25 protein-coding genes are annotated in these 25236 nt (G+C 71.0%); 20 read left to right on the top strand and 5 right to left on the bottom strand.

Annotated elements, in window-relative coordinates:
• Positions 1-38 precede the first annotated feature (38 nt).
• From lepB to ACK8N7_RS08625, 8 genes are all read left to right on the top strand, one after another.
• Complete coding sequence (gene lepB, locus ACK8N7_RS08660; RefSeq protein ID WP_500441771.1) at positions 39-794, top strand: signal peptidase I; 756 nt, start codon at positions 39-41, stop codon at positions 792-794.
• The gene (locus tag ACK8N7_RS08655; RefSeq protein ID WP_403215120.1) at positions 791-1279 is read left to right on the top strand and encodes an NUDIX hydrolase; all 489 of its coding nucleotides are present in this window, start codon (positions 791-793) and stop codon (positions 1277-1279) included. Before lepB ends, ACK8N7_RS08655 begins: the two co-directional genes overlap by 4 nt.
• Before the next feature lie 64 nt (positions 1280-1343).
• Complete coding sequence (locus ACK8N7_RS08650; RefSeq protein ID WP_003965949.1) at positions 1344-1652, top strand: DUF2469 domain-containing protein; 309 nt, start codon at positions 1344-1346, stop codon at positions 1650-1652.
• A 164-nt stretch (positions 1653-1816) separates the two neighbouring features.
• On the top strand, positions 1817-2176 hold the full coding sequence (locus tag ACK8N7_RS08645) for a YraN family protein (protein ID WP_031124481.1): 360 nt from the start codon (positions 1817-1819) through the stop codon (positions 2174-2176).
• A complete protein-coding gene (locus ACK8N7_RS08640; protein WP_403215124.1) occupies positions 2176-3798 on the top strand; it encodes a YifB family Mg chelatase-like AAA ATPase in 1623 nt (540 codons plus the stop codon). Before ACK8N7_RS08645 ends, ACK8N7_RS08640 begins: the two co-directional genes overlap by 1 nt.
• 191 nt (positions 3799-3989) lie before the next feature.
• Positions 3990-5105 (top strand): DNA-processing protein DprA, encoded by a 1116-nt coding sequence (gene dprA, locus ACK8N7_RS08635; protein ID WP_500445713.1) that lies wholly within the window; start codon positions 3990-3992, stop codon positions 5103-5105.
• Positions 5106-5359: 254 nt separating this feature from the next.
• Positions 5360-6196 carry an RNA polymerase sigma factor WhiG gene (gene whiG, locus ACK8N7_RS08630; RefSeq protein WP_015611763.1) on the top strand — a complete coding sequence of 279 codons (837 nt, stop codon included), beginning with the start codon at positions 5360-5362 and terminating at the stop codon, positions 6194-6196.
• Between the two features lie 95 nt (positions 6197-6291).
• Entirely contained in the window at positions 6292-6849 is a 558-nt protein-coding gene (locus ACK8N7_RS08625) for a TetR/AcrR family transcriptional regulator (RefSeq protein ID WP_015611764.1), read from the top strand.
• Here ACK8N7_RS08625 and ACK8N7_RS08620 read toward each other — a convergent pair.
• On the bottom strand, positions 6800-7552 hold the full coding sequence (locus ACK8N7_RS08620; protein ID WP_500441768.1) for a M23 family metallopeptidase: 753 nt from the start codon (positions 7550-7552) through the stop codon (positions 6800-6802). The two genes, ACK8N7_RS08625 and ACK8N7_RS08620, sit on opposite strands and share 50 nt — an antisense overlap.
• 276 nt (positions 7553-7828) lie before the next feature.
• On the opposite strand from ACK8N7_RS08620, the gene rpsB reads away from it, so the two are divergent.
• From rpsB to ACK8N7_RS08570, 10 genes are all read left to right on the top strand, one after another.
• Positions 7829-8791 (top strand): 30S ribosomal protein S2, encoded by a 963-nt coding sequence (rpsB, locus tag ACK8N7_RS08615; RefSeq protein WP_500441766.1) that lies wholly within the window; start codon positions 7829-7831, stop codon positions 8789-8791.
• A gap of 99 nt (positions 8792-8890) precedes the next feature.
• Positions 8891-9727 carry a translation elongation factor Ts gene (gene tsf, locus ACK8N7_RS08610; RefSeq protein WP_015611767.1) on the top strand — a complete coding sequence of 279 codons (837 nt, stop codon included), beginning with the start codon at positions 8891-8893 and terminating at the stop codon, positions 9725-9727.
• A gap of 161 nt (positions 9728-9888) precedes the next feature.
• Complete coding sequence (gene pyrH / locus ACK8N7_RS08605) at positions 9889-10665, top strand: UMP kinase (protein ID WP_403215130.1); 777 nt, start codon at positions 9889-9891, stop codon at positions 10663-10665.
• Between the two features lie 116 nt (positions 10666-10781).
• Positions 10782-11339 carry a ribosome recycling factor gene (gene frr, locus ACK8N7_RS08600; protein WP_018509617.1) on the top strand — a complete coding sequence of 186 codons (558 nt, stop codon included), beginning with the start codon at positions 10782-10784 and terminating at the stop codon, positions 11337-11339.
• Entirely contained in the window at positions 11339-12424 is a 1086-nt protein-coding gene (locus tag ACK8N7_RS08595; protein WP_403215132.1) for a phosphatidate cytidylyltransferase, read from the top strand. Before frr ends, ACK8N7_RS08595 begins: the two co-directional genes overlap by 1 nt.
• A gap of 111 nt (positions 12425-12535) precedes the next feature.
• Positions 12536-13642 (top strand): dual-specificity RNA methyltransferase RlmN, encoded by a 1107-nt coding sequence (gene rlmN, locus ACK8N7_RS08590; protein ID WP_500441763.1) that lies wholly within the window; start codon positions 12536-12538, stop codon positions 13640-13642.
• A 264-nt stretch (positions 13643-13906) separates the two neighbouring features.
• A complete protein-coding gene (locus ACK8N7_RS08585; RefSeq protein WP_500441761.1) occupies positions 13907-15007 on the top strand; it encodes a thiamine ABC transporter substrate-binding protein in 1101 nt (366 codons plus the stop codon).
• Between the two features lie 53 nt (positions 15008-15060).
• Entirely contained in the window at positions 15061-16674 is a 1614-nt protein-coding gene (locus ACK8N7_RS08580) for an ABC transporter permease (protein WP_500445711.1), read from the top strand.
• Positions 16675-16679: 5 nt separating this feature from the next.
• Positions 16680-17777, top strand: a complete 1098-nt coding sequence (locus ACK8N7_RS08575) for an ABC transporter ATP-binding protein (protein WP_500441759.1) — start codon at positions 16680-16682, stop codon at positions 17775-17777.
• A gap of 41 nt (positions 17778-17818) precedes the next feature.
• The gene (locus ACK8N7_RS08570) at positions 17819-18283 is read left to right on the top strand and encodes an SRPBCC family protein (protein ID WP_500441757.1); all 465 of its coding nucleotides are present in this window, start codon (positions 17819-17821) and stop codon (positions 18281-18283) included.
• Between the two features lie 18 nt (positions 18284-18301).
• Here ACK8N7_RS08570 and ACK8N7_RS08565 read toward each other — a convergent pair whose 3' ends face one another.
• From ACK8N7_RS08565 to ACK8N7_RS08550, 4 genes are all read right to left on the bottom strand, one after another.
• Positions 18302-19462: a hypothetical protein gene (locus tag ACK8N7_RS08565; protein ID WP_500441755.1), complete on the bottom strand. Its 1161-nt coding sequence runs from the start codon at positions 19460-19462 to the stop codon at positions 18302-18304.
• Entirely contained in the window at positions 19444-20184 is a 741-nt protein-coding gene (locus ACK8N7_RS08560; protein ID WP_403215141.1) for an ABC transporter ATP-binding protein, read from the bottom strand. The genes ACK8N7_RS08565 and ACK8N7_RS08560 overlap by 19 nt, the downstream gene beginning before the upstream one ends.
• A 217-nt stretch (positions 20185-20401) precedes the next feature.
• On the bottom strand, positions 20402-21781 hold the full coding sequence (locus tag ACK8N7_RS08555) for an aspartate aminotransferase family protein (RefSeq protein ID WP_032757413.1): 1380 nt from the start codon (positions 21779-21781) through the stop codon (positions 20402-20404).
• Complete coding sequence (locus ACK8N7_RS08550; protein WP_030928325.1) at positions 21766-22257, bottom strand: Lrp/AsnC family transcriptional regulator; 492 nt, start codon at positions 22255-22257, stop codon at positions 21766-21768. Before ACK8N7_RS08550 ends, ACK8N7_RS08555 begins: the two co-directional genes overlap by 16 nt.
• A 176-nt stretch (positions 22258-22433) precedes the next feature.
• On the opposite strand from ACK8N7_RS08550, the gene ACK8N7_RS08545 reads away from it, so the two are divergent.
• Together ACK8N7_RS08545 and ACK8N7_RS08540 are read left to right on the top strand one after the other, a co-directional pair.
• Positions 22434-23873 carry a gamma-aminobutyraldehyde dehydrogenase gene (locus tag ACK8N7_RS08545; RefSeq protein ID WP_403215143.1) on the top strand — a complete coding sequence of 480 codons (1440 nt, stop codon included), beginning with the start codon at positions 22434-22436 and terminating at the stop codon, positions 23871-23873.
• A 175-nt stretch (positions 23874-24048) separates the two neighbouring features.
• The gene (locus ACK8N7_RS08540; protein WP_500441752.1) at positions 24049-25212 is read left to right on the top strand and encodes a polyamine ABC transporter substrate-binding protein; all 1164 of its coding nucleotides are present in this window, start codon (positions 24049-24051) and stop codon (positions 25210-25212) included.
• Positions 25213-25236: the final 24 nt, after the last annotated feature.

Here is a 25236-nt window from a genome sequence, read left to right as displayed (position 1 = left end):
GATCAGCGATTGTCGATCTCCGATGGGGGAGCGCTGGGATGAGCGGTACGCGAGGTGGCGATGACGGCCGCGGCCGGGCCGGCGCCATGGTGTCGGGTCTGGCCGTGGCCGTCGGCTGTGTGCTCTTCCTCGGCGGGTTCCTCTGGGCGGCGGTGGTGTACAAGCCGTACACCGTTCCCACCGCGTCGATGTCCCCCACGGTCAACGCGGGCGACCGGGTGCTCGCGGAGCGGATAGAGGGCGCGGACGTCCGCCGCGGTGACGTGGTGGTCTTCGCCGACAGCGTCTGGGGCGACACCCCGATGGTGAAGCGTGTGGTCGGGATCGGCGGGGACACGGTGGCCTGCTGCGACAAGGCCGGACTGCTCACCGTCGACGGAACCCCCGTCGAGGAGCCGTATCTGAACCGCGGCCCCGCCCCCGCCGGGACACCGGCGCCCGCCTCGCCGCAGAACTTCTCCGCCAAGGTGCCCCGGGGGCAGATCTTCCTCCTCGGCGACGAGCGGTCCACCTCGCTGGACTCCCGGGTCCACCTGGAGGACGCCGGGCAGGGCTCCGTACCCCTGAGCGCAGTCCAGGGCCGGGTCGACGCGGTGGCCTGGCCGATGAACGGCATGATCGGCCGCCCCGATTCGTTCGCCGCGCTGCCCGGCGGGGTTTCCGCCGACGGCCCGCTCCCGCTCCAGGTGGGGGCGGCGCTGGTGGGCGTGGTGCTCATACTGGGCGGAGCCGCGTACGGGCCTGTCGCCGCCCGCTCCGCCCGCCGCAGGCGGGCCGCCGGAACCACCCGGTGACCGGCGCGGCGCGCAGGGTCGCCCGGGTGGTGCTCCTGGACCCCGACGACCGCATCCTTCTGCTCCACGGCCATGAGCCGGACGACCCGGCCGACGACTGGTGGTTCACGCCCGGCGGCGGCCTGGAGGGCGACGAGACCCATGCGGAGGCGGCCCGCCGCGAGCTGGCCGAGGAGACCGGGATCACCGACATCGAGCTGGGCCCGGTGCTCTGGAAGCGGATCTGCTCGTTCCCGTTCGACGGGCGGCGCTGGGACCAGGACGAGTGGTACTTCCTGGCCCGTACGGCACAGACCGCCACCGACCCCCAGGGCCTCACCGAGCTCGAATTGCGCAGCGTCGCCGGTCTGAGGTGGTGGACGTCCGCCGAACTTCTCGCGGCGCGTGAGACGGTGTACCCGACCAGACTCGCCGAGCTGCTGCGCACGCTCCTCGACGAGGGTCCCCCGCGTGTTCCGTTGGTCCTCGCCGCCGAAATCGTCTAATCGTCCAGGGGCGTCGGAGGCTGACGCACAATGGGGGGACGCACGGCTGAAGGGGAAACATGCCATGAGCGCCGAGGACCTCGAGAAGTACGAGACCGAGATGGAGCTGAAGCTCTACCGGGAGTACCGCGATGTCGTCGGTCTGTTCAAATATGTGATCGAGACCGAACGGCGCTTCTACCTCACCAACGACTACGAGATGCAGGTGCACTCCGTCCAGGGTGAGGTTTTCTTCGAGGTGTCCATGGCGGACGCCTGGGTCTGGGACATGTACCGGCCCGCGAGGTTCGTCAAGCAGGTCCGCGTGCTGACCTTCAAGGACGTCAATATCGAAGAGCTCAACAAGAGCGATCTGGAACTTCCGGGAGGCTGACCCCGCGCGGCCCGGACGGTTCGGGGCCGCCGATTCGTGCGAGATGCGGTACAGACCCGGTCACCCGTGTGGGTGGCCGGGTTTTCCACATCGGGAAGGTTGTCCACCAAGATCCACAACTTCCGTCCGGCCGGGTCAGAGTCGGTGCCGGAGGTGGTGCCGATATGAACGCACGGGGGGCACTCGGGCGGTACGGCGAGGATCTGGCGGCGCGGCTGCTGACCGACGCCGGAATGGCCGTGATCGAGCGCAACTGGCGCTGTCGCGCCGGAGAGGTCGACATCGTCGCCAGGGACGGTGACGCGCTGGTCTTCTGCGAGGTGAAGACCCGCAGGTCGGACGGGTTCGAACATCCCATGGCCGCGGTCACCCCGGTCAAGGCGGAGCGGCTGCGGCGGCTCGCCGAGATCTGGCTGGAGCGGCACGGCGGGCCGCCGGCCGGAGGGGTCAGGATCGATCTGATCGGGGTGATCGTGCCCCGGCGCGGCGCCCCCGTCACGGAGCACGCGCGGGGGGTGTCCTGATGGGGTACGCGCGGGCGTGTTCGGTGGCGCTGGTCGGCGTCGAGGGCGTGGTGGTGGAGGTCCAGGCGGACCTGGAGCCGGGGGTGGCGGCCTTCACGCTGGTCGGGCTGCCGGACAAGAGCCTGATCGAGAGCCGGGACCGGGTGCGGGCCGCGGTGGTCAATTCCGGGGCCGACTGGCCGCAGAAGAAGCTCACGGTGGGACTCTCCCCGGCCTCGGTCCCCAAGAGTGGTTCGGGTTTCGACCTCGCTGTTGCCTGTGCGGTGCTCGGCGCGGCGGAGCGGATCGACCCCGCCTCCATCGCCGACGTGGTGATGATCGGCGAGCTCGGCCTGGACGGGCGGGTCCGTCCCGTACGGGGCGTGCTGCCCGCCGTCCTCGCGGCGGCCGAGGCCGGATACCAGCAGGTCGTCGTCCCCGAGCAGACGGCCGGGGAGGCCGCCCTGGTGCCGGGCGTCTCGGTCCTCGGTGTCCGGAGCCTGCGCCAGCTCATCGCCGTCCTCTGTGACGAACCGGTCCCCGACGAGCCCGCCGACGACCGGGGCCGCCCGGACGCGATGCTCGCCGGACTCATGATCCCGGGCACCGGCCTCGGCGCCGGGCTGGCCCCGGCCTCTCCGCGCGGCGAGGGGCACATCCCGGACCTGGCGGATGTGGCAGGACAGCTGCGCCCCCGGAAGGCCCTGGAGGTGGCTGCGGCCGGGGGACACCACCTGCTGCTCTCGGGCCCGCCGGGTGCGGGCAAGACCATGCTGGCCGAGCGGCTCCCGGCGGTCCTGCCGCCGCTGACCCGGCAGGAATCCCTCGAAGTGACGGCGGTCCACTCCGTGGCGGGCATCCTCCCCCCGGGTGAACCGCTCGTCTCCCGGGCGCCCTACTGCGCCCCGCACCACTCGGCGACCATGCAGTCGCTGGTCGGCGGGGGCAACGGGATCCCGAGGCCCGGGGCCGTCTCGCTCGCCCACCGGGGGGTGCTCTTCCTGGACGAGGCCCCGGAGTTCTCGGGGAAGGCGCTGGACGCGCTGCGCCAGCCGCTGGAGTCGGGCCATGTGGTGGTGGCGCGGGCGGCGGGGGTGGTGCGGCTGCCCGCCCGGTTCCTCATGGTGCTGGCCGCGAACCCCTGTCCCTGCGGGCGGCACACCCTGACCGGTGCGGGCTGCGAGTGCCCGCCCTCGGTGGTCCGCCGCTACCAGGCACGGCTCTCGGGCCCGCTGCTCGACCGGGTCGACCTGCGGGTCGAGGTGGAGCCCGTCGACCGCGCGGATCTGCTGGAGCAGGGCGGCCGGGGCGAGCCGACGGCCGTGGTCGCCGCGCGGGTTCGGGAGGCCAGAGCACGGGCGGCGGAGCGGCTGGCCGGGACGCCGTGGACGACCAACAGCGAAGTACCCGGTCATGAGCTGCGGACCCGGCTGTGCGCGGCGCCCGGGGCGTCGGCCGCGGCGGAGCGCGACCTGGAGCGCGGGATCCTCACCGCCCGGGGCCTGGACCGGGTACTGAGGGTGGCCTGGACGGTGGCGGACCTGAGGGGCGCCGCTCGGCCGGAGGCCTGTGACATCGCGGTCGCCCTGGAGCTGCGGACCGGCATCCAGCGCGGTGCGCCGAGGCAGGCGGGGGCGCGGTGAGCGGGGTGGAGGCGGGGATGCCGGGGCCACCGGGGCCAGGGCCGGGACGGGAGATGGGGATGCAGGGGCAGGGGCGGTGGCCAGAGGCGGGTCCGGAGCGGCCGGGGCGCGAAGGCGAGCCGAACCTGGACACGGGGCCGCCGGGGCAGGGGCCGGGGCCCGAGCGGTTGGCGCGGGCCGCGTTGACGCGGGTGCTGGAGCCGGGGGACGAGCGTGCCGGGGCATGGCTGCGGCAGAACGGCCCCGTCGCGTTGCTCCGGGCGCTCCGCGTCGCGGACGGCTTCGCGGAGAGGCTGCCGGGTATGACCGCCGCACGGCTGGAGGGCTACCGGCTCCGTGCGGCGGCGGCGGCCGAACCCGAGCGGGACCTGGCGGTGGCCGCCGCCGTGGGCGGGCGCCTCGTCTGCCCGGGGGACCGGGAGTGGCCGAGCCAGCTCGACGACCTGGGGGACGCGCGGCCCGTCGGGCTCTGGGTGCGGGGCCGGCCGGACCTGCGGCTGTGGGCCCTGCGCTCGGTCGCAGTGGTCGGTGCGCGGGCCTGCACGCCGTACGGGGCCCACATGGCGGCGACCCTCGGCGCCGGGCTGGCCGAGCGCGGCTGGGTGGTGATGTCGGGCGCCGCGTTCGGTGTGGACGGAGCGGCGCACCGCGGGGTCCTGGCCGTGGGGGGTGCGACGGTGGCGGTGCTGGCCTGCGGTGTCGACGTCCCCTATCCGCGGGGCCATGCGGAGCTGATCGGGCGGGTGGCTCAACAGGGCCTGCTGGTGGCGGAGTTGCCACCGGGATCCCATCCCACCCGCAGCAGGTTCGTCCTGCGCAACCGGGTGATCGCCGCCCTCACCAGAGGGACGGTCGTGGTGGAGGCCGAGTACCGCAGCGGTTCCCTCGTCACCGCCCGGCAGGCAGCGCGGCTCGGCCGGTTCGTGATGGGGGTGCCGGGACCCGCCACCAGCGGGCTGTCGGCCGGTGTCCACGAACTGCTCCGCGGTGAGGGGGTGCTGGTCACCGACGCGTCCGAAGTCGCCGAGCTGGTCGGGGACATCGGCGACCTCGCATCGGAGCGGCGCGGCCCGGTGCTGCCCCGGGACCGGCTGGACCCGGTCGCGGCGAGGGTCCTCGACGCCCTCCCGTACCACGGCCCGGCCGACCCCCGTGACCTCGCCCGCGGCGCGGGGACCTCCGCCGACGAAACACTCGGGCGACTGTACGAACTGCACTCACTGGGGTTCGTCGAACGCGAGGGCGACGGCTGGAGGTTGACGCGTCCGTACCCATGCAACGACGACGCGCGGCGAGGCGGTTCTTGACCTGGAGCATTCGGGTGAAAAGGTAAGGCCGATGACCTCGCACGATCGATCGGTGACCTGTCGGGGGCCGTTGCCCACGGCGATGACCCCTTCTCCCGGCGGCTGCGGGCAGCGTGAACGGCAGAACGCAATCACGCAGCACGGATCTCCACTCCTGTGCGGACTGCGACACTGCAGTCACGCTACGCTCACAAGGATTTCGCCCCAGACAAAAGTCCCCCAGCACTTCACGGCAGAACGGCTCAAGGCACCACATGCCCCAGCACACCTCCGGGTCTGACCGCGCGGCAGTACCACCGGTTGCGCGTGGCACTGTGCGCCCTCCCGCCCCCTCCTCGCTCGACGAACTGTGGCGTTCGTACAAGACCACCGGCGACGAGCGGCTGCGGGAGCAGCTGATCCTGCACTACTCGCCGCTCGTCAAGTACGTCGCGGGCCGGGTCAGTGTGGGGCTGCCGTCCAACGTCGAGCAGGCGGACTTCGTCTCCTCCGGGGTCTTCGGACTGATCGACGCCATCGAGAAGTTCGACATCGAGCGGGCCATCAAGTTCGAGACGTACGCGATCACCAGGATCCGCGGCGCGATGATCGACGAACTGCGCGCGCTCGACTGGATCCCCCGTTCGGTGCGGCAGAAGGCGCGGAACGTGGAGCGCGCCTACGCCACGCTGGAGGCGCAGCTGCGGCGCACCCCGTCCGAGGCCGAGGTCGCCTCGGAGATGGGCATCGCCCTGGAGGAACTGCACGCGGTTTTCAGCCAGTTGTCGCTGGCCAACGTGGTCGCCCTGGAGGAGCTGCTGCACGTCGGCGGCGAGGGCGGCGACCGGCTGAGCCTGATGGACACCCTGGAGGACACCGCCGCCGACAATCCGGTGGAGGTCGCCGAGGACCGCGAGCTGAGACGTCTGCTCGCACGCGCCATCAACACGCTCCCAGACCGAGAGAAGACCGTGGTGACCCTCTACTACTACGAGGGCCTGACCCTGGCGGAGATCGGCAACGTCCTCGGCGTGACGGAGAGCCGCGTGAGCCAGATCCACACCAAATCCGTGCTCCAGCTCCGGGCCAAACTGGCCGACGCCGGACGCTGAGAGTCCCCCTCCGGCCACCCGCACCTCGGCCGAGCCCTTCCTTCCGGCACCTGCCGCCGTAGAGTGGATGCGTGCCCAGGATTCGAGCGGCCTCCGTGGCCGAGCACCGGACCATGCAGCGTGGCGCCCTCCTGGACGCCGCGCGCTCCCTGCTGTCCGAGGGCGGTACGGAGGCGCTGACCTTCCCCGCACTCGCCGAGCGCACGGGCCTTGCCCGGTCCTCCGTGTACGAGTACTTCCGCTCCCGAGCCGCCGTCGTCGAGGAGCTCTGCGCCGTCGACTTCCCCGTCTGGGCGGCCGAGGTCGAGAACGCGATGCAGCGCGCGGAGACCCCCGAGGCGAAGATCGAGGCGTATGTGCGCCGGCAGCTCGACCTCGTCGGGGACCGCCGCCACCGGGCGGTCGTCGCGATCTCCGCGAGCGAGCTGGACGCCGGTGCCCGGGAGAAGATCCGGGCCGCGCACGGCGGCCTGATCGCCATGATCGTCGAAGCGCTGGGCGACCTCGGCCATACCCAGCCGAGGCTCGCCGCCATGCTCCTGCAGGGATCGGTGGACGCCGCCGTGCGCCGTATCGAGCTGACCGTGGCCGAGGAGCCCGGCGTCATCGCGGACACCGCCGTCGCGATGATCCTGCGCGGCGTACGCGGCTGAGCGCGGCAGCCACCGGAGCCGCCGCCCCGACCGGTTCGGGCACCCCGAAGACCGGCAGCAGCCGTGACGGGCCGCGCCGCAGGAGCCCGGGCGGCAACAGCGAGAGCGGGTCCAGATAGGCGTCGCCCCGCCGCAGCCCCCAGTGCAGACAGCCCGCCGCACAGTGGAACGGCCCCGCTTCCAGCACGCCGACCGGCCGGCCCGCGACCACTTCGTCGCCCTTCGCCACCAGCGCCCGCACCGGTTCGTACGTCGTGCGCAGCGGGGGCGCCCCGCTCCCGGCCAGCTCGATGACGAGCACCCCGCGCCCCGCCACCCGCCCCGCGAACGAGACCCGGCCGGTGGCGGCGGCCAGGACCTCGGTGCCCGGCCGGGCCGCCAGGTCGACGCCGCGGTGGCCGGGCCCGTACGGACCGGCGGGCCGCTCCCACCCCCGTAACACCGCGGGTCTCCCGGCCACCGGCCAGACCGGGCCGCCGTCCCGCTCCGCGTAGGTCCCCGCACCCACGTCCGGCCCGGCCGCCGGCGGGAACGCCTCCGCGGCGCGTACGGCGGGCGGGAGCCGTGGCCCGGTGGTCTCGGCCTCCGGCTGGGGCAGGGCCGCCGTCAGCAGGGCCACGACCGGCAGCAGCACCGGCACACGGCAGCGTCGTGAACCGGGCGTGCGGAGCAGGAAACCGGGCGTGCGGAGCAGGAATCGCATGGGCCAACCGTCTCCCGGAGGACCGGATTCCGGGGATCACGACCCGCTCCTGTGGAGTACTCGCCGGTTGTGGACATCGCCGTCACCCGGCACCCGGCGGGTCCCGTACACTTCATGTGGCGATCCGGGTCACCGGGTCGACTTCGCACGCCCCGCCACCAGCCTCTTCCGGATGGTGGCCGCGCTCCTCGGTCCCTTGTGGCACGGCGCGTCGGGGCGTCAGGCGTGACCGCAAACCTGCGGTCGCGATAACCGAGCACCTCAAGGAGTACGGCCATGGCCGTCGTCACGATGCGGGAGCTGCTGGAAAGCGGCGTCCACTTCGGTCACCAGACCCGTCGCTGGAACCCGAAGATGAAGCGCTTCATCTTCACCGAGCGCAACGGCATCTACATCATCGACCTGCTCCAGTCGCTGTCGTACATCGACCGCGCCTACGAGTTCGTCAAGGAGACCGTCGCTCACGGCGGCTCCATCATGTTCGTGGGTACGAAGAAGCAGGCCCAGGAGGCCATCGCCGAGCAGGCGACGCGCGTCGGCATGCCGTACGTCAACCAGCGTTGGCTCGGTGGCATGCTCACCAACTTCTCCACCGTCTACAAGCGCCTTCAGCGTCTGAAGGAGCTTGAGCTCATCGACTTCGAGGACGTGGCCGCCTCCGGCCTCACCAAGAAGGAGCTCCTGGTCCTCTCGCGTGAGAAGGCCAAGCTGGAGAAGACCCTCGGTGGTATCCGCGAGATGCAGAAGGTGCCCAGCGCCGTCTGGATCGTCGACACCAAGAAGGAGCACATCGCCGTCGGTGAGGCGCGCAAGCTCCACATCCCGGTCGTCGCGATCCTCGACACCAACTGCGACCCCGACGAGGTCGACTACAAGATTCCGGGCAACGACGACGCGATCCGCTCCGTCACCCTGCTCACCCGCGTGATCGCCGACGCCGTCGCCGAGGGCCTCATCGCCCGTTCCGGTGCCGCCACCGGTGACTCGAAGCCGGGCGAGAAGGCCGCCGGCGAGCCCCTCGCCGAGTGGGAGCGCGACCTGCTCGAGGGCGACAAGAAGGACGAGACCGCGGCTGCCGCCGAGGTCCAGTCCTCCGCCGAGACCGAGAAGGTCGCCGACGCCGAGGAGCCGGCCGTGGCCGTCGCCGAGGCCGAGGCCGCCGCAGAGGCTCCGGCCGCCGCAGAGGCTCCGGCCGCTGCCGAGGCTCCGGCCGCCGACGCGGACGCCGAGCAGGCCTGACACCCGTCACGGCTGCTGACGGCGGGGGCAGGCGCCACAAGCGCCGCCCCCGCCGTTCACCCGTAGATCTTTCAGACTTCGAGAGAGACATACAGACTCATGGCGAACTACACCGCCGCTGACGTCAAGAAGCTCCGCGAGCTCACCGGCGCCGGCATGATGGACTGCAAGAAGGCGCTCGACGAGGCCGACGGCAGTGTCGACAAGGCCGTCGAGGCGCTCCGTATCAAGGGCCAGAAGGGCGTCGCCAAGCGCGAGGGCCGCTCTGCCGAGAACGGTGCCGTCGTCTCCCTCGTCTCCGAGGACAAGACGTCCGGCGTCCTCCTCGAGCTGAAGTGCGAGACGGACTTCGTCGCCAAGGGCGACAAGTTCCAGGCCGTCGCCAACGCGCTGGCCGCGCACGTCGCCGCCACCTCCCCGGCCGACATCGCCGCGCTCCTCGCCTCCGAGATCGAGCCCGGCAAGACCGTCCAGGCGTACGTGGACGAGGCCAACGCCAACCTCGGCGAGAAGATCGTCCTGGACCGCTTCGCGCAGTTCACCGGCGACTTCGTCTCCGTGTACATGCACCGCACCATGCCCGACCTGCCCCCGCAGATCGGTGTCCTGGTCGAGCTGGACAAGGCCGACGCCGACCTGGCCAAGGGCATCGCGCAGCACATCGCCGCCTTCGCCCCGAAGTACCTCTCCCGCGAGGACGTTCCGGCCGAGGTCGTCGAGGCCGAGCGCCGCGTCGCCGAGGAGACCACGCGCGCCGAGGGCAAGCCCGAGGCCGCTCTCCCGAAGATCGTCGAGGGTCGCGTCAACGGCTTCTTCAAGGAGGCCACGCTTCTCGGCCAGCCGTACGCGCTGGACAACAAGAAGTCGGTTCAGAAGGTCCTGGACGAGGCCGGTGTCACCCTGAAGCGCTTCTCGCGCATCAAGGTCGGCATCTGAGTCCGTCCGGGCGAACAGCGCCGGACCCGATAGGGTCTGGTGCAGTCGACGGCCGCACCCACGCCGGACGACCGCAGATCTGACGAGGAGGCCATTGCCGCTGTAGGGACACCAGACCCACCGGCAATGGCCTTCTTCGTATGTGCACGAGGAGAATTTCCATGGACAAGGGCGCGGACGCCATTCAGGCCGACGACAAGCGCGACGACGACAAGGGTTCCGGGCGCTTCATGCTGAAGCTCTCCGGGGAGGCTTTCGCCGGTGGCGGCGGTCTGGGCGTCGACCCCGACGTCGTGCACACCATCGCCCGCGAGATCGCCGCCGTCGTACGCGACGGCGCCCAGATCGCGGTGGTCATCGGGGGAGGCAACTTCTTCCGCGGTGCCGAGCTCCAGCAGCGCGGCATGGACCGGGCCCGGTCCGACTACATGGGCATGCTCGGCACCGTCATGAACTGCCTGGCGCTCCAGGACTTCCTGGAGAAGGAGGGCATCGACTCGCGCGTCCAGACCGCCATCACCATGGGCCAGGTCGCCGAGCCGTACATCCCGCTCCGCGCCGTGCGGCACCTGGAGAAGGGGCGCGTGGTGATCTTCGGCGCCGGTATGGGCATGCCGTACTTCTCCACCGACACCACCGCCGCCCAGCGCGCCCTGGAGATCGACGCCGAGGCGCTGCTCATGGGGAAGAACGGGGTGGACGGGGTCTACGACTCCGACCCGAAGGCCAACCCCGACGCGGTGAAGTTCGACGCGCTGGAGTACGGCGAGGTGATCACGCGCGACCTGAAGATCGCCGACGCCACCGCCATCACGCTCTGCCGTGACAACAAGCTCCCGATCCTCGTCTTCGAGCTGACCGTCGAGGGCAATATCGCCCGCGCGGTCAAGGGTGAGAAGATCGGCTCGCTCGTCAGCGATCAGAGCACCCGGGCCTGACGGCCCCCCAGGATGGACAACGGCCTGCCGGTCGGACACCGTGCAGGTGAGGACGCGACGCAGGACCCGCAGGGCCCGTCGATGACGGGTCCGCTCAAGACACGCAGGAGCACGTGGTGATCGAAGAAATCCTCCTCGAGGCCGAGGAGAAGATGGAGAAGGCCGTTGTCGTCGCGAAAGAGGACTTCGCCGCGATCCGTACCGGCCGTGCGCACCCGGCGATGTTCAACAAGATCGTCGCCGACTACTACGGCGCGCTGACCCCGATCAACCAGCTGGCCTCGTTCTCGGTTCCCGAGCCGCGGATGGCCGTCGTGACGCCGTTCGACAAGACCGCGCTGCGCAACATCGAGCAGGCGATCCGCGACTCCGACCTCGGCGTCAACCCGAGCAACGACGGCAATATCATCCGGGTGACGTTCCCCGAGCTCACCCAGGACCGCCGCAAGGAGTACATCAAGGTCGCCAAGACCAAGGCCGAGGACTCCAAGATCTCGATCCGCTCCATCCGCCGCAAGGCCAAGGAAGCGCTCGACAAGCTCGTCAAGGACAAGGAGTCCGGCGAGGACGAGGTGCGCCGCGCCGAGAAGGAGCTCGACGACACCACCGCGAAGTACGTCGCGCAGGTGGACGAGCTGCTCAAGCACAAGGAAGCCGAGCTGCTCGAAGTCTGATGAACGACTCTTCCTGGGGCGCACCGCAGGGAGCCGGCTACCGGGGTGCCCCCGAGATGGGGGTCGCTCCGGCGGGTCCCGCCCACGATGTGCATGAAGCCCAGCAGACTCGGCCCATGCCCAACGTGCCGGACGTTCCCGACGCAGGTAGAGACGCGGAGAGCCGCGACGGCCGGGACGGGGACGCCACGCACGTCAGCGGCCCCCTGTTCCGTGACGAGATGCCGCAGGAGCCCATGTCCACCCCGCTGCCGTCCCCGCCGCAGAAGAAGCGTGCGGGGCGTGATCTGCGCGCCGCCATAGGGGTCGGTGTGGGGCTCGGCGCCGTCATCGTCGCCTCGCTGTTCATCGTGAAGGCCGTCTTCGTCGGCGTGATCGTCGTCGCCGTCGTGGTCGGCCTCTGGGAGCTCACCTCCCGGCTGCGGGAGCAGAAGGGCATCAACGCGCCCCTCGTCCCGCTGGCCGTGGGCGGGGCCGCGATGGTCGTCGCCGGCTATGCGCGCGGCGCGGAGGGGGCCTGGGTCGCCATGGCCCTGACCGCCCTCGCGGTGCTGGTCTGGCGGATGACCGAACCGCCGGACGGGTACCTCAAGGACGTCACGGCCGGTGTCTTCGCCGCGTTCTACGTCCCGTTCCTGGCCACCTTCGTGGCCATGCTGCTGATGGCGGACGACGGGCACTGGCGGGTTCTCGTCTTCCTCGTTCTCACCGTCGTCAGCGACACCGGGGCGTACGCGGTCGGCTGGCGCTTCGGCACCCATAAGCTCGCCCCCCGCATCAGCCCCGGGAAGACCCGCGAGGGACTGCTCGGTGCCGTCTCCTTCGCGATGGTCGCCGGTGCCCTGTGCATGGAGTTCCTGATCGACGGCGGCTCCTGGTGGCAGGGTCTGCTGCTCGGTCTCGCGGTCGCCGTCAGCGCCACCCTCGGTGACCTGGGCGAGTCCATGATCAAGCGGGACCTGGGGATCAAGGACATGGGCACCCTGCTCCCCGGCCACGGCGGCATCATGGACCGGCTGGACTCACTGCTGCCGACCGCGCCGGTGTTCTGGCTGCTGCTCGTGCTGTTCGTCGGCTCCGGCTGAGGGTCCGCGCAGTCCCGCGCACCACGTCCCACCTGCACGTTCTACGAGTGAGGGTCCGTTGTCCACAGGGCGGCGGGCCCTCACCCGTCTGTCTGCGACACTGGATGAACCATGCCTAAGCCCGGAGAACTCACTTTCGTCGCGCCCCGCGGAGCCAAGAAGCCGCCGCGGCATCTCGCCGACCTCACGCCCGCCGAGCGCAAGGAAGCGGTCGCCGCGACCGGCGAGAAGCCGTTCCGCGCCCAGCAGCTCTCGCAGCACTACTTCGCGCGGTACGCGCACGACCCGGCGGAGTGGACCAACATCCCCGCCGGGTCCCGGGAGAAGCTCGCCGAGGCGCTGTTCCCCGACCTGATGTCCGTGGTCCGTCACATCAGCTGTGACGACGACACCACCCGTAAGACGCTGTGGAAGCTGCACGACGGGACGCTCGTCGAGTCCGTCCTGATGCGCTACCCCGAGCGCGTCACGATGTGCATCTCCTCCCAGGCCGGCTGCGGGATGAACTGCCCGTTCTGCGCCACCGGGCAGGCCGGGCTCGACCGCAACCTGTCGACCGCCGAGATCGTGCACCAGATCGTCGACGGCATGCGCGCCCTGCGTGACGGGGAGGTGCCCGGCGGTCCGGCACGGCTCTCCAACATCGTCTTCATGGGCATGGGCGAGCCGCTCGCCAACTACAACCGTGTCGTCGGAGCGATCCGCCGGCTCACCGACCCCGAGCCGGACGGCCTCGGCCTCTCCCAGCGCGGGATCACCGTCTCCACCGTGGGGCTCGTCCCGGCGATGCTGCGCTTCTCCGACGAGGGCTTCAAGTGCCGCCTCGCCGTCTCGCTGCACGCCCCGGACGACGAGCTGCGCGACACCCTCGTCCCCGTCAACACCCGGTGGAACGTGCGCGAGGTGCTGGACGCCGCCTGGGAGTACGCGGAGAAGTCCGGCCGCCGGATCTCCATCGAGTACGCCCTGATCCGGGACATCAACGACCAGGCCTGGCGCGGCGACCTGCTCGGCCGGCTGCTCAAGGGCAAGCGGGTGCACGTCAACCTGATCCCGCTGAACCCCACGCCCGGCTCCAAGTGGACGGCCTCGCGCCCCGAGGACGAGAAGGCGTTCGTCGAGGCCATCGCGGCCCACGGCGTGCCCGCCACCGTCCGGGACACCCGCGGCCAGGAGATCGACGGGGCCTGCGGGCAGTTGGCGGCCTCCGAGCGCTGATCACAGGCGGCCTCCCGGCGACCGGCCGAAAACCGCCGGTGTAGCCTGGGCGCGAAATCAACTTCATATTCCGACAGGGGAGCGCCACAGCGCTGAGAGTGCGGCACCAAGGACAGGTTGGCCGCAGACCCTCTGAACCTCGCCCGGGTCATTCCGGGTAGGAAGTTCGGACCTTACTCAAGCTGTTGCGCCCTGCCCGCTTCCGGTACGTCCCGGCGGCGGGCAGGGCCGCGTCTCTTCCTGGTCACCTCCAGGAGGAATCACATGAACACCACCAAGAAGTACGCCTCGACCGCGCTCGCCGCGGCGCTCGGCGTCACCGTCCTCGCGGGCTGCGGCGGCTCCGACGACACCTCTGCCGGATCCGGCGCGTCGAAGGGCAGCGGCTCCAAGACCGTCACCCTGGTCACCCACGACTCCTTCAACGCCTCGGAAGCGGTGCTGAAGCAGTTCACCAAGGAGAGCGGCTACACCGTCGAGCTCCTCAAGAGCGGTGACGCCGGTGCCGCGCTCAACCAGGAGATCCTGACCAAGGGCTCCCCGCGAGGCGACGTCTTCTTCGGCGTCGACAACACGCTGCTGTCCCGCGCCCTCGACAACGGTCTCTTCACGGCCTACGAGGCCAAGGGCCTGGACCGGGTCGCGGACGGCACCGAGCAGGACAAGGAGCACCGCGTCACGCCTGTCGACACCGGTGACATCTGCGTCAACTACGACAGGAAGTACTTCGCCGACAAGAAGCTGGTGCCCCCGCAGACCTTCGAGGACCTGCTGAAGCCCGCGTACAAGAACCTTCTCGTCACCGAGAACGCGGCCACCTCCTCGCCCGGCCTCGGCTTCCTCCTCGGCACCGTCGCCACCCAGGGCGAGGACGGTTACGAGGCGTACTGGAAGAAGCTCAAGGCCAACGGCGTCAAGGTCGTCGACGGCTGGGAGCAGGCCTACAACGAGGAGTTCTCGGGCTCCGCGGGTGGCAAGAAGGCCAAGGCGGACCGGCCGCTCGTCGTCAGTTACGCCTCCAGCCCGCCCGTCGAGGTCCTCTACGCCGACCCGCAGCCGAAGGAGGCGCCCACCGGGGTCTCCACCGGGACCTGCTTCCGGCAGACCGAGTACGCCGGGCTGCTGAACGGTGCGAAGAACGAGGCGGGCGGCAAGGTGCTGCTGGACTTCCTGATCAGCAAGACGTTCCAGGAGGACGTGCCGCTGAACATGTTCGTGAACCCGGTCGTGACGGACGCGAAGCTGCCGGAGCTCTTCACCGAGTTCGGCGAGAGCGTCGACAAGCCGGCCACGGTGGCTCCCGACAAGATCGCCGCCAACCGTGAGCAGTGGGTCCGGTCGTGGAACTCGCTCGTCGTGAAGTAGCCGGCACCACCGGCGGAGGTGGGCGGCGAGGAGCCGCGGTGCGGCTCGGCCTGATGGCCGTGCCCGTCGCGTTCTTCGCCGTCTTCTTCGCCTACCCCGTGACCGCGATCGTCGGCCGCGGGCTGAAGACGGACGGCGGCTGGCAGTTCGGGCGGATCGGCGAGGTGCTGTCCCGCCCGGACATCCTCGACGTCCTCTGGTTCACCACCTGGCAGGCCCTCGCCTCCACCGCGCTCACGTTGCTGATCGCCCTGCCCGGCGCGTATGTCTTCGCCCGCTTCGACTTCCCCGGAAAGCAGGTGCTGCGGGCGGTCGTCACCGTGCCGTTCGTGCTGCCCACGGTCGTCGTCGGCACCGCGTTCCTGGCTCTGCTCGGGCGCGGCGGCTTCCTCGACGAGCTGTGGGGCGTACGGCTCGACACCACCGTGTGGGCGATCCTGCTGGCGCACGTCTTCTTCAACTACGCGGTGGTCGTCCGGACGGTGGGCGGCCTCTGGTCGCAGCTCGACCCGCGCCAGGAGGAGGCCGCCCGGGTGCTCGGCGCCGGGCGGTTCGCCGCCTGGCGGCGGGTGACGCTGCCCGCGCTCGGCCCGGCGGTGGCCGCCGCCGCACTGATGGTCTTCCTCTTCACGTTCACCTCGTTCGGTGTCGTGCAGATCCTCGGCGGCCCCTCCTACTCCACCCTGGAGGTGGAGGTCTACCGGCAGACCGCGCAACTGCTCGACCTGCCGACGGCCGCCGTACTGACCATGGTCCAGTTCGTGGCGGTCGGCGCGATCCTCGCCCTGCACGCCGTGACCGTACGCCGCCGGGAGCGGGCGCTGAAGCTGGTGGACCCGGCGCAGACCTCCCGCCGGCCGCGCGGCGCCGGACAGTGGGCGCTGCTCGGCGGGGTGCTGCTCACCGCGCTGCTGCTGATCCTGCTGCCCCTCGGCGTGCTGGTGGAGCGGTCGTTCGACGGGCCGGGCGGTTACGGCCTCGGCTACTACAAGGCCCTCCAGTCGGCCGGGGGCAGCGGCTCGACCTTTCTCGTACCGCCGCTGGAGGCGGTCGGGAACTCCCTGCAGTACGCGTTCGTCGCCAGCCTCATCGCCCTGGTCGTCGGCGGTCTCGCGGCGGCCGCCCTGACCCGGCGGGCGGGGCCGCTGGTCCGCGGCTTCGACGCCCTGCTGATGCTGCCGCTCGGGGTCTCCGCCGTCACCGTCGGCTTCGGCTTCCTCATCACCCTCGACAAGCCACCGCTCGACCTGCGCACCTCCTGGATCCTGGTCCCGCTGGCCCAGGCGCTGGTGGGCGTCCCCTTCGTCGTACGGACCATGCTCCCCGTACTCCGCGCGGTGGACGACCGGCTCCGCGAGGCCGCCGCCGTGCTGGGGGCCTCCCCGCTGCGGGCCTGGCGGGAGGTCGATCTGCCGCTGGTGCGGCGGGCGGTGCTCGTCGCCGCGGGCTTCGCGTTCGCGGTGTCTCTCGGGGAGTTCGGTGCCACCGTCTTCATCGCCCGGCCCGACAACCCGACCCTGCCGGTCGCGGTCGCCCGGCTGCTGGGCCGGTCCGGGGAGCTCAACTACGGGCAGGCGATGGCCCTCAGCACGATTCTCATGCTGGTGTGCGCGGTGTCGCTGCTGCTCCTCGAACGCATCCGTACCGACCGATCCGGGGAGTTCTGAACACCATGCTGAGCTTGCAGGCAGCCACCGTACGGTTCGGGAAGCGGACGGCCCTCGACGCGGTCGACCTGGAGGTCGCCGACCACCGGATCGTCTGCGTGCTCGGCCCCAGCGGCAGCGGCAAGTCCACCCTGCTCCGGGCCGTCGCCGGACTCCAGCCGATGGACGGCGGCCGGGTGCTGCTGGCCGGGCAGGACCAGAGCGGCGTCCCGGTCCACCGGCGCGGGCTCGGCCTGATGTTCCAGGACCACCAGCTCTTCCCGCACCGCGATGCCGGCGCCAACGTCGCCTTCGGGCTGCGGATGCACGGCACCGGACGGGCGGAGTCCGAGCGCCGGGTCCGTGAACTGCTGGAGCTGGTGGGGCTCCCCGGCGCCGAGCGCCGCGCGGTCGCCGCCCTCTCCGGCGGGGAGCAGCAGCGCGTCGCCCTGGCCCGGGCGCTGGCCCCGCGCCCCAAGCTCCTGATGCTGGACGAACCCCTGGGCCAGCTCGACCGCAGCCTGCGCGAGCGGCTCGTCGTCGAACTGCGCACACTCTTCCAGGAGTTGGGTACGACGGTGCTCGCCGTCACCCACGACCAGGGCGAGGCGTTCGCGCTCGCCGACCGGGTCGTCGTGATGCGGGACGGGCGGATCGCCCAGGAGGGCACCCCGCTGGACGTCTGGCAGCGCCCCGCCTCCGCGTTCGTCGCCCGCTTCCTCGGCTTCGACAACGTGATCCCGGCGACCGTGACCGGCTTGGCCGCCGACACCGCCTGGGGCAAGGTGCCGGTGCCCGACGGCTCCCCCCAGGGCGAGGCCGACCTGCTGGTCCGCCCCGCCGGGGTGCTGATCGGCGCCCCGGAGGACGGGCTGCGCTGCGCGGTCGGCGTACGCACGTTCCGCGGGAACCACGTGACCGTGCGGCTGACCCCCGAGAGCGCGCCGGTGCTGGAGGCCGAGTGCGCTCTGCGGGACACCCCGGACGAGGGTGCCGTCGTGGGGGTCCGCTTCGACGCGGCGGAGACGGTGGTGCTGGCGGGGGACCGGCGCGACAGGACAGCCCCCGACCGGCGCGACAGGACAGGACGCGGCGGGCCGGGCAAGCTGAAGGCGCAGCCATAGCCCCTCCTGGGGACCGCGACCATGAGACGAGGACCGCGACCATGAACGGTGGCACCCGTCAGGGCATCGACCTCACCCGCGTGCTGCACGCCCCGCAGCGCCGGGTCTTCGCGGCCTGGACGTCACCGGAGGACTTCGCGGCCTGGTACGGCGGCGAGGCCGATGTCCCGATGGACCGGGTGTCGATGGACGTACGGCCCGGCGGCACGTGGAGCCTGGTCATCGTGATGCCGGGCGTCGAGATGCCGTTCCACGGGGTGTACCGCGAGGTGAGCGAGCCGGACGGCCTGGTCTTCACCCTCAAGGACGGCTCCGCGCCCGAGGATCCCGAGGATGCGGAGGGCGAGACCGTCACGGTCTCCTTCACCGATCTCGGCCACTCCACCACCGAGCTGGCCTTCCAGCAGCGCGGCGGCAACCTGACCGCCGAGCAGTACGCGGCGGCCGAGGACGGCTGGGAGGCCTTCTTCGACGCTCTGGCCGCCCGCCTCGCCACCCACCCCTGAGCAGCCCCCCCGGGCGGCCTACTTCGCCAGCGGCAGCGCCGCCAGCTCCGCGATCACCCAGGTCAGCGGGGCGAACAGGATCAGCAGAGCGGCGGCCCGCAGAGCCGTCGCGGAGCGCAGCACGGAGACCGGAGCGCCCATCCGCAGCAGCGCCTCGGCGGTGTGGGCGCGGGCCTGCTTCGCCTCCAGGGCCGAGGTCAGCAGCGTCGCCGCCGTACAGCCGAGGACCAGCACCGCGCCGAGCGCGGTGAGCGGGCCGTAGGGGCGCTCGTCGCCCCCGTACAGCGTCGAGGCGGCGATCACGGCGGCGACCACCGCGCAGACGATCCCGAGCGGCCGGCCGATCCGGCGCGCCTCGTCCATCAGGACCCGGCCCGCCAGCAGCCGTACGGCCCCGGGGCGCACCGCCTGGAGCGCCCGCCCGCACAGATAGGTCAGCCCCGGTCCGGCCAGGGCCAGGCCGATCGCGGTCAGCGTCCACCCCGCCAGCACCGCCACCGGGGTCGCGTCGAACCGGCCCGGCAGGGGGAACGCGCTCCCCGCCGCCTCCCGCGACGCGTACGCCTCGACGGCCAGTCCCGCGGCGACCAGCGCCACCCCCCAGGGGAGGCCGCTCGGTGCGGGGGCGGGCTCCGGCAGCTCCTCGGAGCCGAAGGCGTCCCGTGGAGCGTCGGGCCGCGACCGCAGCGCCAGCGCGCTCGCCGTCGCCGAGAGGATCGGTACGAGAGCCAGCAGCATCAGCGCCGCCGCCAGCGGCAGCGGGGTGCCCGCGCCGAGGAACTCCGCCGCGCCGCCGTCGAACGGCATCCCGGTCAGATCGCCGCGCAGATGCAGGAAGAAGAGCAGCGCCACCATCGAGCCGAGCGTGGTGGAGACGGCGGTCGAGACCGCGGCCAGCACCGAGAGCCGCACCGGGCCGAGGCCCACGGACGACAGGCCGGGCCGGGGCCGGGTGCTCGGGTCCGCACGGGCCACCGCCACGGCGAACTGCACGGTGGCGGCCAGCGGGACGAAGCACCACAGCAGCCGCAGCACCGAACCGGCGGACGCGGGGTGCGCGGCGGCGTACCCGAGGGCGCAGAGGAGGAGGAAGCCGACCCCGGCGGAGGCGGCGGCGACGAGCAGCCGCCGGACCAGGACGAGGGGGTGTGTACCGCGGGCTAGACGGAGAGCGAGCACGCCGCGCTGCCCTCCGTGTCGGCGGGAGCGCCGGGCAGGGCGACGGTGGCGACGCGGCGGCCGTCCAGCAGCGGGACGGTCCGGTCGGCGAGGGCCGCGACCTCGGCGTCATGGGTGGCCAGGACCACCGTGATGCCGTGCGAACGGGCCGCGGCGGTGAGGGTGCGCAGCAACTGGGCGCGCTCGGCCCGGTGCAGGGTCGCGGTGGGCTCGTCGGCGAAGATCACCGTCGGCTGCGCGCACAGGGCCCGGGCGACGGAGACCCGCTGGCGCTCGGCCTGGAGCAGGGCGTGCGGACGCTTCTTGGCGAGGGCGGCGATGTCCAGGCGCTCCAGCCACTCGGTGGCGGCCTTCCTCGCGGCCCGGTGCGAGGCGCCGCGCAGCAGCAGGGGCAGCGCCGCGTTCTCCCAGGTGGTCAGCTCGGGGACGAGTTGCGGGTCGGAGCCGATCCAGCCGAACCGTTCCCTCCGCAGCTGCTCGCGCACCCGGGGAGCCATGGTGTGCACGGGGAGGCTGTTGAACCAGACCTCGCCCTGATCGGGCACCAGCCGGCCCGACAGGCAGTGCAGCAGGGTCGTCTTCCCGCTGCCGCGCGGGCCGGTCACGGCCAGGATCTCGGCGTCGCGGATACCCACCGAGACACCGCCGAGACCGGGCGATCCGTTGTGGGAGTGGTGCAGGGAACGCGCCCAGATCACGTCGTTGTCCGGCGGGGCCACCATGGCGTACACCTCGGTTCGGATGAGTTTTCCCGTTCCCCCGTACGGGGGAACGAGGACGCGGCCGATCGGTCACTGGGCACCGTAGATAGTCGGACCGGGGTGTACGCACAGCACACGGCCCGGATGCGCCCCTTCTCACTCGAAAGGGCGCATCCGGGCCGGGTGGACCGTATGAAATGACCGCTGGATGATGATCATCCAGGGGGCGTGGTGACGGTCAGAGCTTCGTCCACGCCTCCGTCAGCACGGACCGCAGGATGCCCTCGATCTCGTCGAACGTGGACTGGTCCGAGATCAGCGGCGGCGCGAGCTGGACGACCGGGTCGCCGCGGTCGTCGGCACGGCAGTAGAGGCCGTTGTCGTACAGCGCCTTGGAGAGGAAGCCGTACAGGACGCGCTCGGTCTCCTCGTCGGTGAACGTCTCCTTGGTGGCCTTGTCCTTCACCAGCTCGATGCCGTAGAAGAAGCCGTTGCCGCGGACGTCGCCGACGATCGGCAGGTCGTGGAGCTTCTGCAGCGTGGTGAGGAAGGCGTTCTCGTTGTCCAGGACGTGCTGCGTGAGGTTCTCACGCTCGAAGATGTCCAGGTTGGCGAGGCCGACCGCCGCCGAGACCGGGTGGCCGCCGAAGGTGTAGCCGTGCAGGAAGGTGTTGCCGCCCTGGTAGAACGGCTCCGCCAGCCGGTCCGAGATGATGCAGGCACCGATCGGGGAGTAGCCGGAGGTCATGCCCTTCGCGCAGGTGATCATGTCCGGCACGTAGTCGAACTTGTCGCAGGCGAAGATCGTGCCGAGGCGGCCGAAGGCGCAGATGACCTCGTCGGAGACGAGCAGCACGTCGTACTTGTCGCAGATCTCGCGGACCCGCTGGAAGTAGCCGGGCGGCGGCGGGAAACAGCCGCCCGCGTTCTGCACGGGCTCCAGGAAGACCGCGGCGACGGTCTCCGGGCCCTCGAAGAGGATCTCCTGCTCGATCTGGTCGGCGGCCCAGCGGCCGAACGCCACCGGGTCGTCGCCGAAGAGCGGGGCGCGGTAGATGTTGGTGTTCGGCACCTTGTGCGCGCCGGGGACCAGCGGCTCGAAGGGGGCCTTGAGGGCGGGCAGGCCGGTGATGGACAGGGCGCCCTGCGGGGTGCCGTGGTAGGCGACCGCACGCGAGATGACCTTGTACTTGGTCGGCTGGCCCTTGAGCTTGAAGTACTGCTTGGCCAGCTTCCAGGCGGTCTCGACGGCCTCGCCGCCACCGGTGGTGAAGAAGACCTTGTTGAGGTCGCCCGGCGCGTGGCTCGCGAGGCGCTCGGCCAGCTCGACGGCCTTCGGGTGGGCGTAGGACCACACCGGGAAGAAGGCGAGCTCCTGGGCCTGCTTGTACGCGGCCTCGGCGAGCTCGTGACGACCGTGGCCGGCGTTGACCACGAACAGGCCGGAGAGGCCGTCGAGGTAGCGCTTGCCCTTGTCGTCGAAGATGTAGGTTCCCTCGCCACGCACGATGGTGGGAACGGGTGCGTTCTCGTAGTCCGACATGCGGGTGAAGTGCATCCACAGGTGGTCGTACGCGGTGCGGCTGAGGTCCTTGCTCACGGCTATCGGGTTCCCCACATGTAGGTCTGCTTCTTGAGCTTGAGGTAAACAAAGCTCTCGGTGGAGCGCACGCCGGGAATGGCCCGGATGCGTTTGTTGATCGTCTCCAGCAGGTGGTCGTCGTCCTCGCAGACGATCTCCACCATCAGGTCGAAGGAGCCCGCGGTCATCACCACGTACTCGCACTCGGCCATCGCCGACAGGGCCTCGGCCACCGGATCGAGGTCGCCCTCGACATTGATGCCGACCATCGCCTGGCGCCGGAACCCCACGGTGAGCGGGTCCGTGACGGCGACGATCTGCATCACGCCCTGGTCGAGCAGCTTCTGGACGCGCTGGCGTACAGCCGCTTCGGAGAGGCCGACGGCCTTGCCGATCGCGGCGTACGGACGGCGTCCGTCCTCCTGGAGCTGCTCGATGATTGCGAGGGAGACGGCATCGACCGCTGGTGACGATCCGTTCCCGGTCCTGGAGTCTGCGCTGCGACTGGCCACACATCCACTCTGCACCGCACTCGTCTGTCTCGCAACCCCAGATCGATGAAATTCGTTGAGCAAGTACTAAGAACCAACTGAATCCGAAGCTGGGGGTGGTTGCCTATGTCGAAAGCGTCACCGGAACGATTAGGGTGGGTGTCTCACCCATCGGACAGCCGACAGGAGGGGTGGTCATGACCACCGAGGTGCGCCGTCTGCGCAACTACATCAACGGAGAGTTCCGGGACGCCGCGGACGGGCGGACCATCGATGTGGTCAGCCCGGTGACGGAAGAGGTCTACGCGACCTCGCCGCTCTCCGGCCAGGCCGATGTCGATGCCGCCATGGAGGCCGCCGCGGCCGCCTTCCCGGCCTGGCGCGACACGACGCCCGCCGAGCGCCAGAAGGCCCTGCTGAAGATCGCGGACGCCTTCGAGGAGCGGGCCGAGGACCTGATCGCGGCCGAGTCGGAGAACACCGGCAAGCCGATCGGGCTCACCCGCAGCGAAGAGGTTCCGCCGATGGTGGACCAGATCCGCTTCTTCGCGGGGGCCGCCCGGCTCCTCGAAGGCCGCTCCGCCGGCGAGTACATGGAGGGCCTGACCTCCATCGTCCGCCGCGAGCCCGTCGGCGTATGCGCGCAGGTCGCGCCGTGGAACTACCCGATGATGATGGCCGTGTGGAAGTTCGCCCCGGCGCTCGCCGCGGGCAACACCGTCGTGATCAAGCCGTCCGACACCACCCCGGCGTCGACCGTGCTGATGGCCGAGATCATGGGCCAGATCCTGCCCAAGGGCGTCTTCAACGTCCTGTGCGGCGACCGGGACACCGGCCGCGCGATGGTCGAGCACCCGACCCCGGCGATGGCCTCCATCACCGGTTCGGTACGGGCCGGCATCCAGGTCGCCGAGTCCGCCGCCAAGGACGTCAAGCGCGTCCACCTGGAGCTCGGCGGCAAGGCGCCCGTCGTGGTCTTCGAGGACGCCGACATCGCCAGGACAGTCTCGGGCGTCTCGGAGGCGGGCTTCTTCAACGCCGGCCAGGACTGTACGGCCGCGACCCGCGTCCTGGTCCACGAGTCCATCCACGACGAGTTCGTCACCGCGCTCGCCAAGGCCGCCGCCGACACGAAGACCGGGCAGCCGGACGACGAGGACGTGGCGTACGGGCCGCTCAACAACGCCAACCAGCTCAAGCAGGTCAGCGGCTTCATCGAGCGGCTCCCCGCCCACGCCAAGGTCGAGGCGGGCGGCCACCGGGTCGGCGACAAGGGCTACTTCTACGCCCCTACCGTCGTCTCCGGCCTCAAGCAGGACGACGAGATCATCCAGAACGAGGTCTTCGGGCCGGTCATCACCGTCCAGTCGTTCACCGACGAGCAGCAGGCCGTCGCGTACGCCAACGGCGTCGACTACGCGCTCGCCTCCTCGGTGTGGACGACGAACCACTCCCGCGCCATGCGCATGTCCAAGAACCTCGACTTCGGCTGCGTGTGGATCAACACCCACATCCCGCTGGTCGCGGAGATGCCGCACGGCGGGTTCAAGAAGTCCGGCTACGGCAAGGACCTCTCCGCGTACGGCTTCGAGGACTACACCCGGATCAAGCACGTCATGACGTCCATCGAGGACTGACCGGCACGCACGGCGTACGGACACGGCCCCGGGCTCCGCGCCCGGGGCCGTATCCGTACGCCCGGTCCTGTACAGGGTGTGCGGAAGGGGCCCGTCCCGCTGGACGCTTGGCCCATTGTCCGCCGCCGTGACCGACCGGCATCCTGCGCGGGTGCGAGCGATCCCGAACCACCCCATGTCCCGCCGTTCCCTGCTGCGCGCCCTCGGGGCGGGGGCGGCCGGGGCCGGCCTGGCCGGCTGCGGGGTGCCCGCCGCCTTCGTCGAGCCGGGCGAGCGGGCCGGACGCGACAGTTCCGCGACCGACCGCAGCCTGCACTTCGCCAACTGGCCGCTCTACATCGACACCGACGACGAGAACACCTCGAAACGGCCTACCCTGGACGCCTTCTCCGAGCGGACCGGGATCTCCGTCACCTACACCGAGGAGATCAACGACAACGACGAGTTCTTCGGGAAGATCAGCCCGGCCCTGATGAACCACCAGGAGACCGGCCGGGACCTGATCGTCATCAGCGACTGGATGGCCGCCCGCTTCGTCCGGCTCGGCTGGGTCCAGGAGATGGACCGGGCCAAGCAGCCGAATGTCGCCAAGTACCTGGATCCGCAGCTGCGTTCACCCGCCTTCGACGCGGGGCGGCGCCACAGCGTCCCCTGGCAGTCCGGGATCACCGGCATCGCGTACAACCGCAAGCGGCTCGGCCGCGAGATCCGCTCCACCGGCGACCTGTGGGCGGACGACCTGCGCGGCAGGGTGACCCTGCTGTCCGGGCTCGACGAGTCGTTCGCGCTGCTGATGCAGGGCGACGGCGTCGACATCACCCGCTGGACCGCCGACGACTTCCACACCATGTGCGAGCACATCGAGAAGCGGGTCCGCTCCAAGCACATCCGCCGCTTCACCGGCAACGACTACATCAAGGACCTCTCGACCGGCGATGTGCTGGCCTGCCAGGCGTACTCCGGTGACGTCATCCAGCTCCAGGCGGACAACCCGGACATCGAGTTCGTCGTCCCCGAGGAGGGGGCCGAACTGTGGGCCGAGTCCCTGATGATCCCCAACCTCGCCCGCCACAAGCGCAACGCGGAGCGGCTGGTCGACCACTACTACGCCCCCGAGGTCGCCGCCGAACTCGCCACCTGGGTCAACTACGTCTGCCCGGTGCCCGCCGCCCGTGACGTCCTCGCCTCGTCGAAGGACGAGGAGACCGCCGCACTCGCCGAGGATCCGCTGATCTTCCCCGACGACGCGATGCGCCAGCGGCTGGCCATCGCACGGGACATCACCTCCGAGGAGCGGATGGGCTTCGCCAAGAAGTGGAACGCCATCGTCGGGTTGTGAACCCCTGCCAGGGGTGACGTGAAG

This window comes from Streptomyces griseobrunneus (genome assembly GCF_046713465.1).
Classification (GTDB): Bacteria; Actinomycetota; Actinomycetes; order Streptomycetales; family Streptomycetaceae; genus Streptomyces; species Streptomyces microflavus.
The sequence above is the reverse complement of the archived record's forward strand: the minus strand, read 5'-3'. Positions and strand labels throughout refer to the sequence as shown.

Excerpts from the sequence above, each read along its gene's own strand:
- ACK8N7_RS08620 (WP_500441768.1), bottom strand. The coding sequence starts at position 7,552 with ATGCGATTCCTGCTCCGCACGCCCGGTTTCCTGCTCCGCACGCCCGGT.
- ACK8N7_RS08540 (WP_500441752.1), top strand. The coding sequence starts at position 24,049 with ATGTCCCGCCGTTCCCTGCTGCGCGCCCTCGGGGCGGGGGCGGCCGGG.
- ACK8N7_RS08585 (WP_500441761.1), top strand. The coding sequence starts at position 13,907 with ATGAACACCACCAAGAAGTACGCCTCGACCGCGCTCGCCGCGGCGCTC.
- pyrH (WP_403215130.1), top strand. The coding sequence starts at position 9,889 with ATGGACAAGGGCGCGGACGCCATTCAGGCCGACGACAAGCGCGACGAC.
- ACK8N7_RS08575 (WP_500441759.1), top strand. The coding sequence starts at position 16,680 with ATGCTGAGCTTGCAGGCAGCCACCGTACGGTTCGGGAAGCGGACGGCC.
- ACK8N7_RS08645 (WP_031124481.1), top strand. The coding sequence starts at position 1,817 with ATGAACGCACGGGGGGCACTCGGGCGGTACGGCGAGGATCTGGCGGCG.
- ACK8N7_RS08570 (WP_500441757.1), top strand. The coding sequence starts at position 17,819 with ATGAACGGTGGCACCCGTCAGGGCATCGACCTCACCCGCGTGCTGCAC.
- ACK8N7_RS08580 (WP_500445711.1), top strand. The coding sequence starts at position 15,061 with ATGGCCGTGCCCGTCGCGTTCTTCGCCGTCTTCTTCGCCTACCCCGTG.
- ACK8N7_RS08560 (WP_403215141.1), bottom strand. The coding sequence starts at position 20,184 with ATGGTGGCCCCGCCGGACAACGACGTGATCTGGGCGCGTTCCCTGCAC.
- ACK8N7_RS08640 (WP_403215124.1), top strand. The coding sequence starts at position 2,176 with ATGGGGTACGCGCGGGCGTGTTCGGTGGCGCTGGTCGGCGTCGAGGGC.
- rpsB (WP_500441766.1), top strand. The coding sequence starts at position 7,829 with ATGGCCGTCGTCACGATGCGGGAGCTGCTGGAAAGCGGCGTCCACTTC.
- ACK8N7_RS08545 (WP_403215143.1), top strand. The coding sequence starts at position 22,434 with ATGACCACCGAGGTGCGCCGTCTGCGCAACTACATCAACGGAGAGTTC.
- ACK8N7_RS08595 (WP_403215132.1), top strand. The coding sequence starts at position 11,339 with ATGAACGACTCTTCCTGGGGCGCACCGCAGGGAGCCGGCTACCGGGGT.
- whiG (WP_015611763.1), top strand. The coding sequence starts at position 5,360 with ATGCCCCAGCACACCTCCGGGTCTGACCGCGCGGCAGTACCACCGGTT.
- rlmN (WP_500441763.1), top strand. The coding sequence starts at position 12,536 with ATGCCTAAGCCCGGAGAACTCACTTTCGTCGCGCCCCGCGGAGCCAAG.
- tsf (WP_015611767.1), top strand. The coding sequence starts at position 8,891 with ATGGCGAACTACACCGCCGCTGACGTCAAGAAGCTCCGCGAGCTCACC.
- lepB (WP_500441771.1), top strand. The coding sequence starts at position 39 with ATGAGCGGTACGCGAGGTGGCGATGACGGCCGCGGCCGGGCCGGCGCC.
- ACK8N7_RS08650 (WP_003965949.1), top strand. The coding sequence starts at position 1,344 with ATGAGCGCCGAGGACCTCGAGAAGTACGAGACCGAGATGGAGCTGAAG.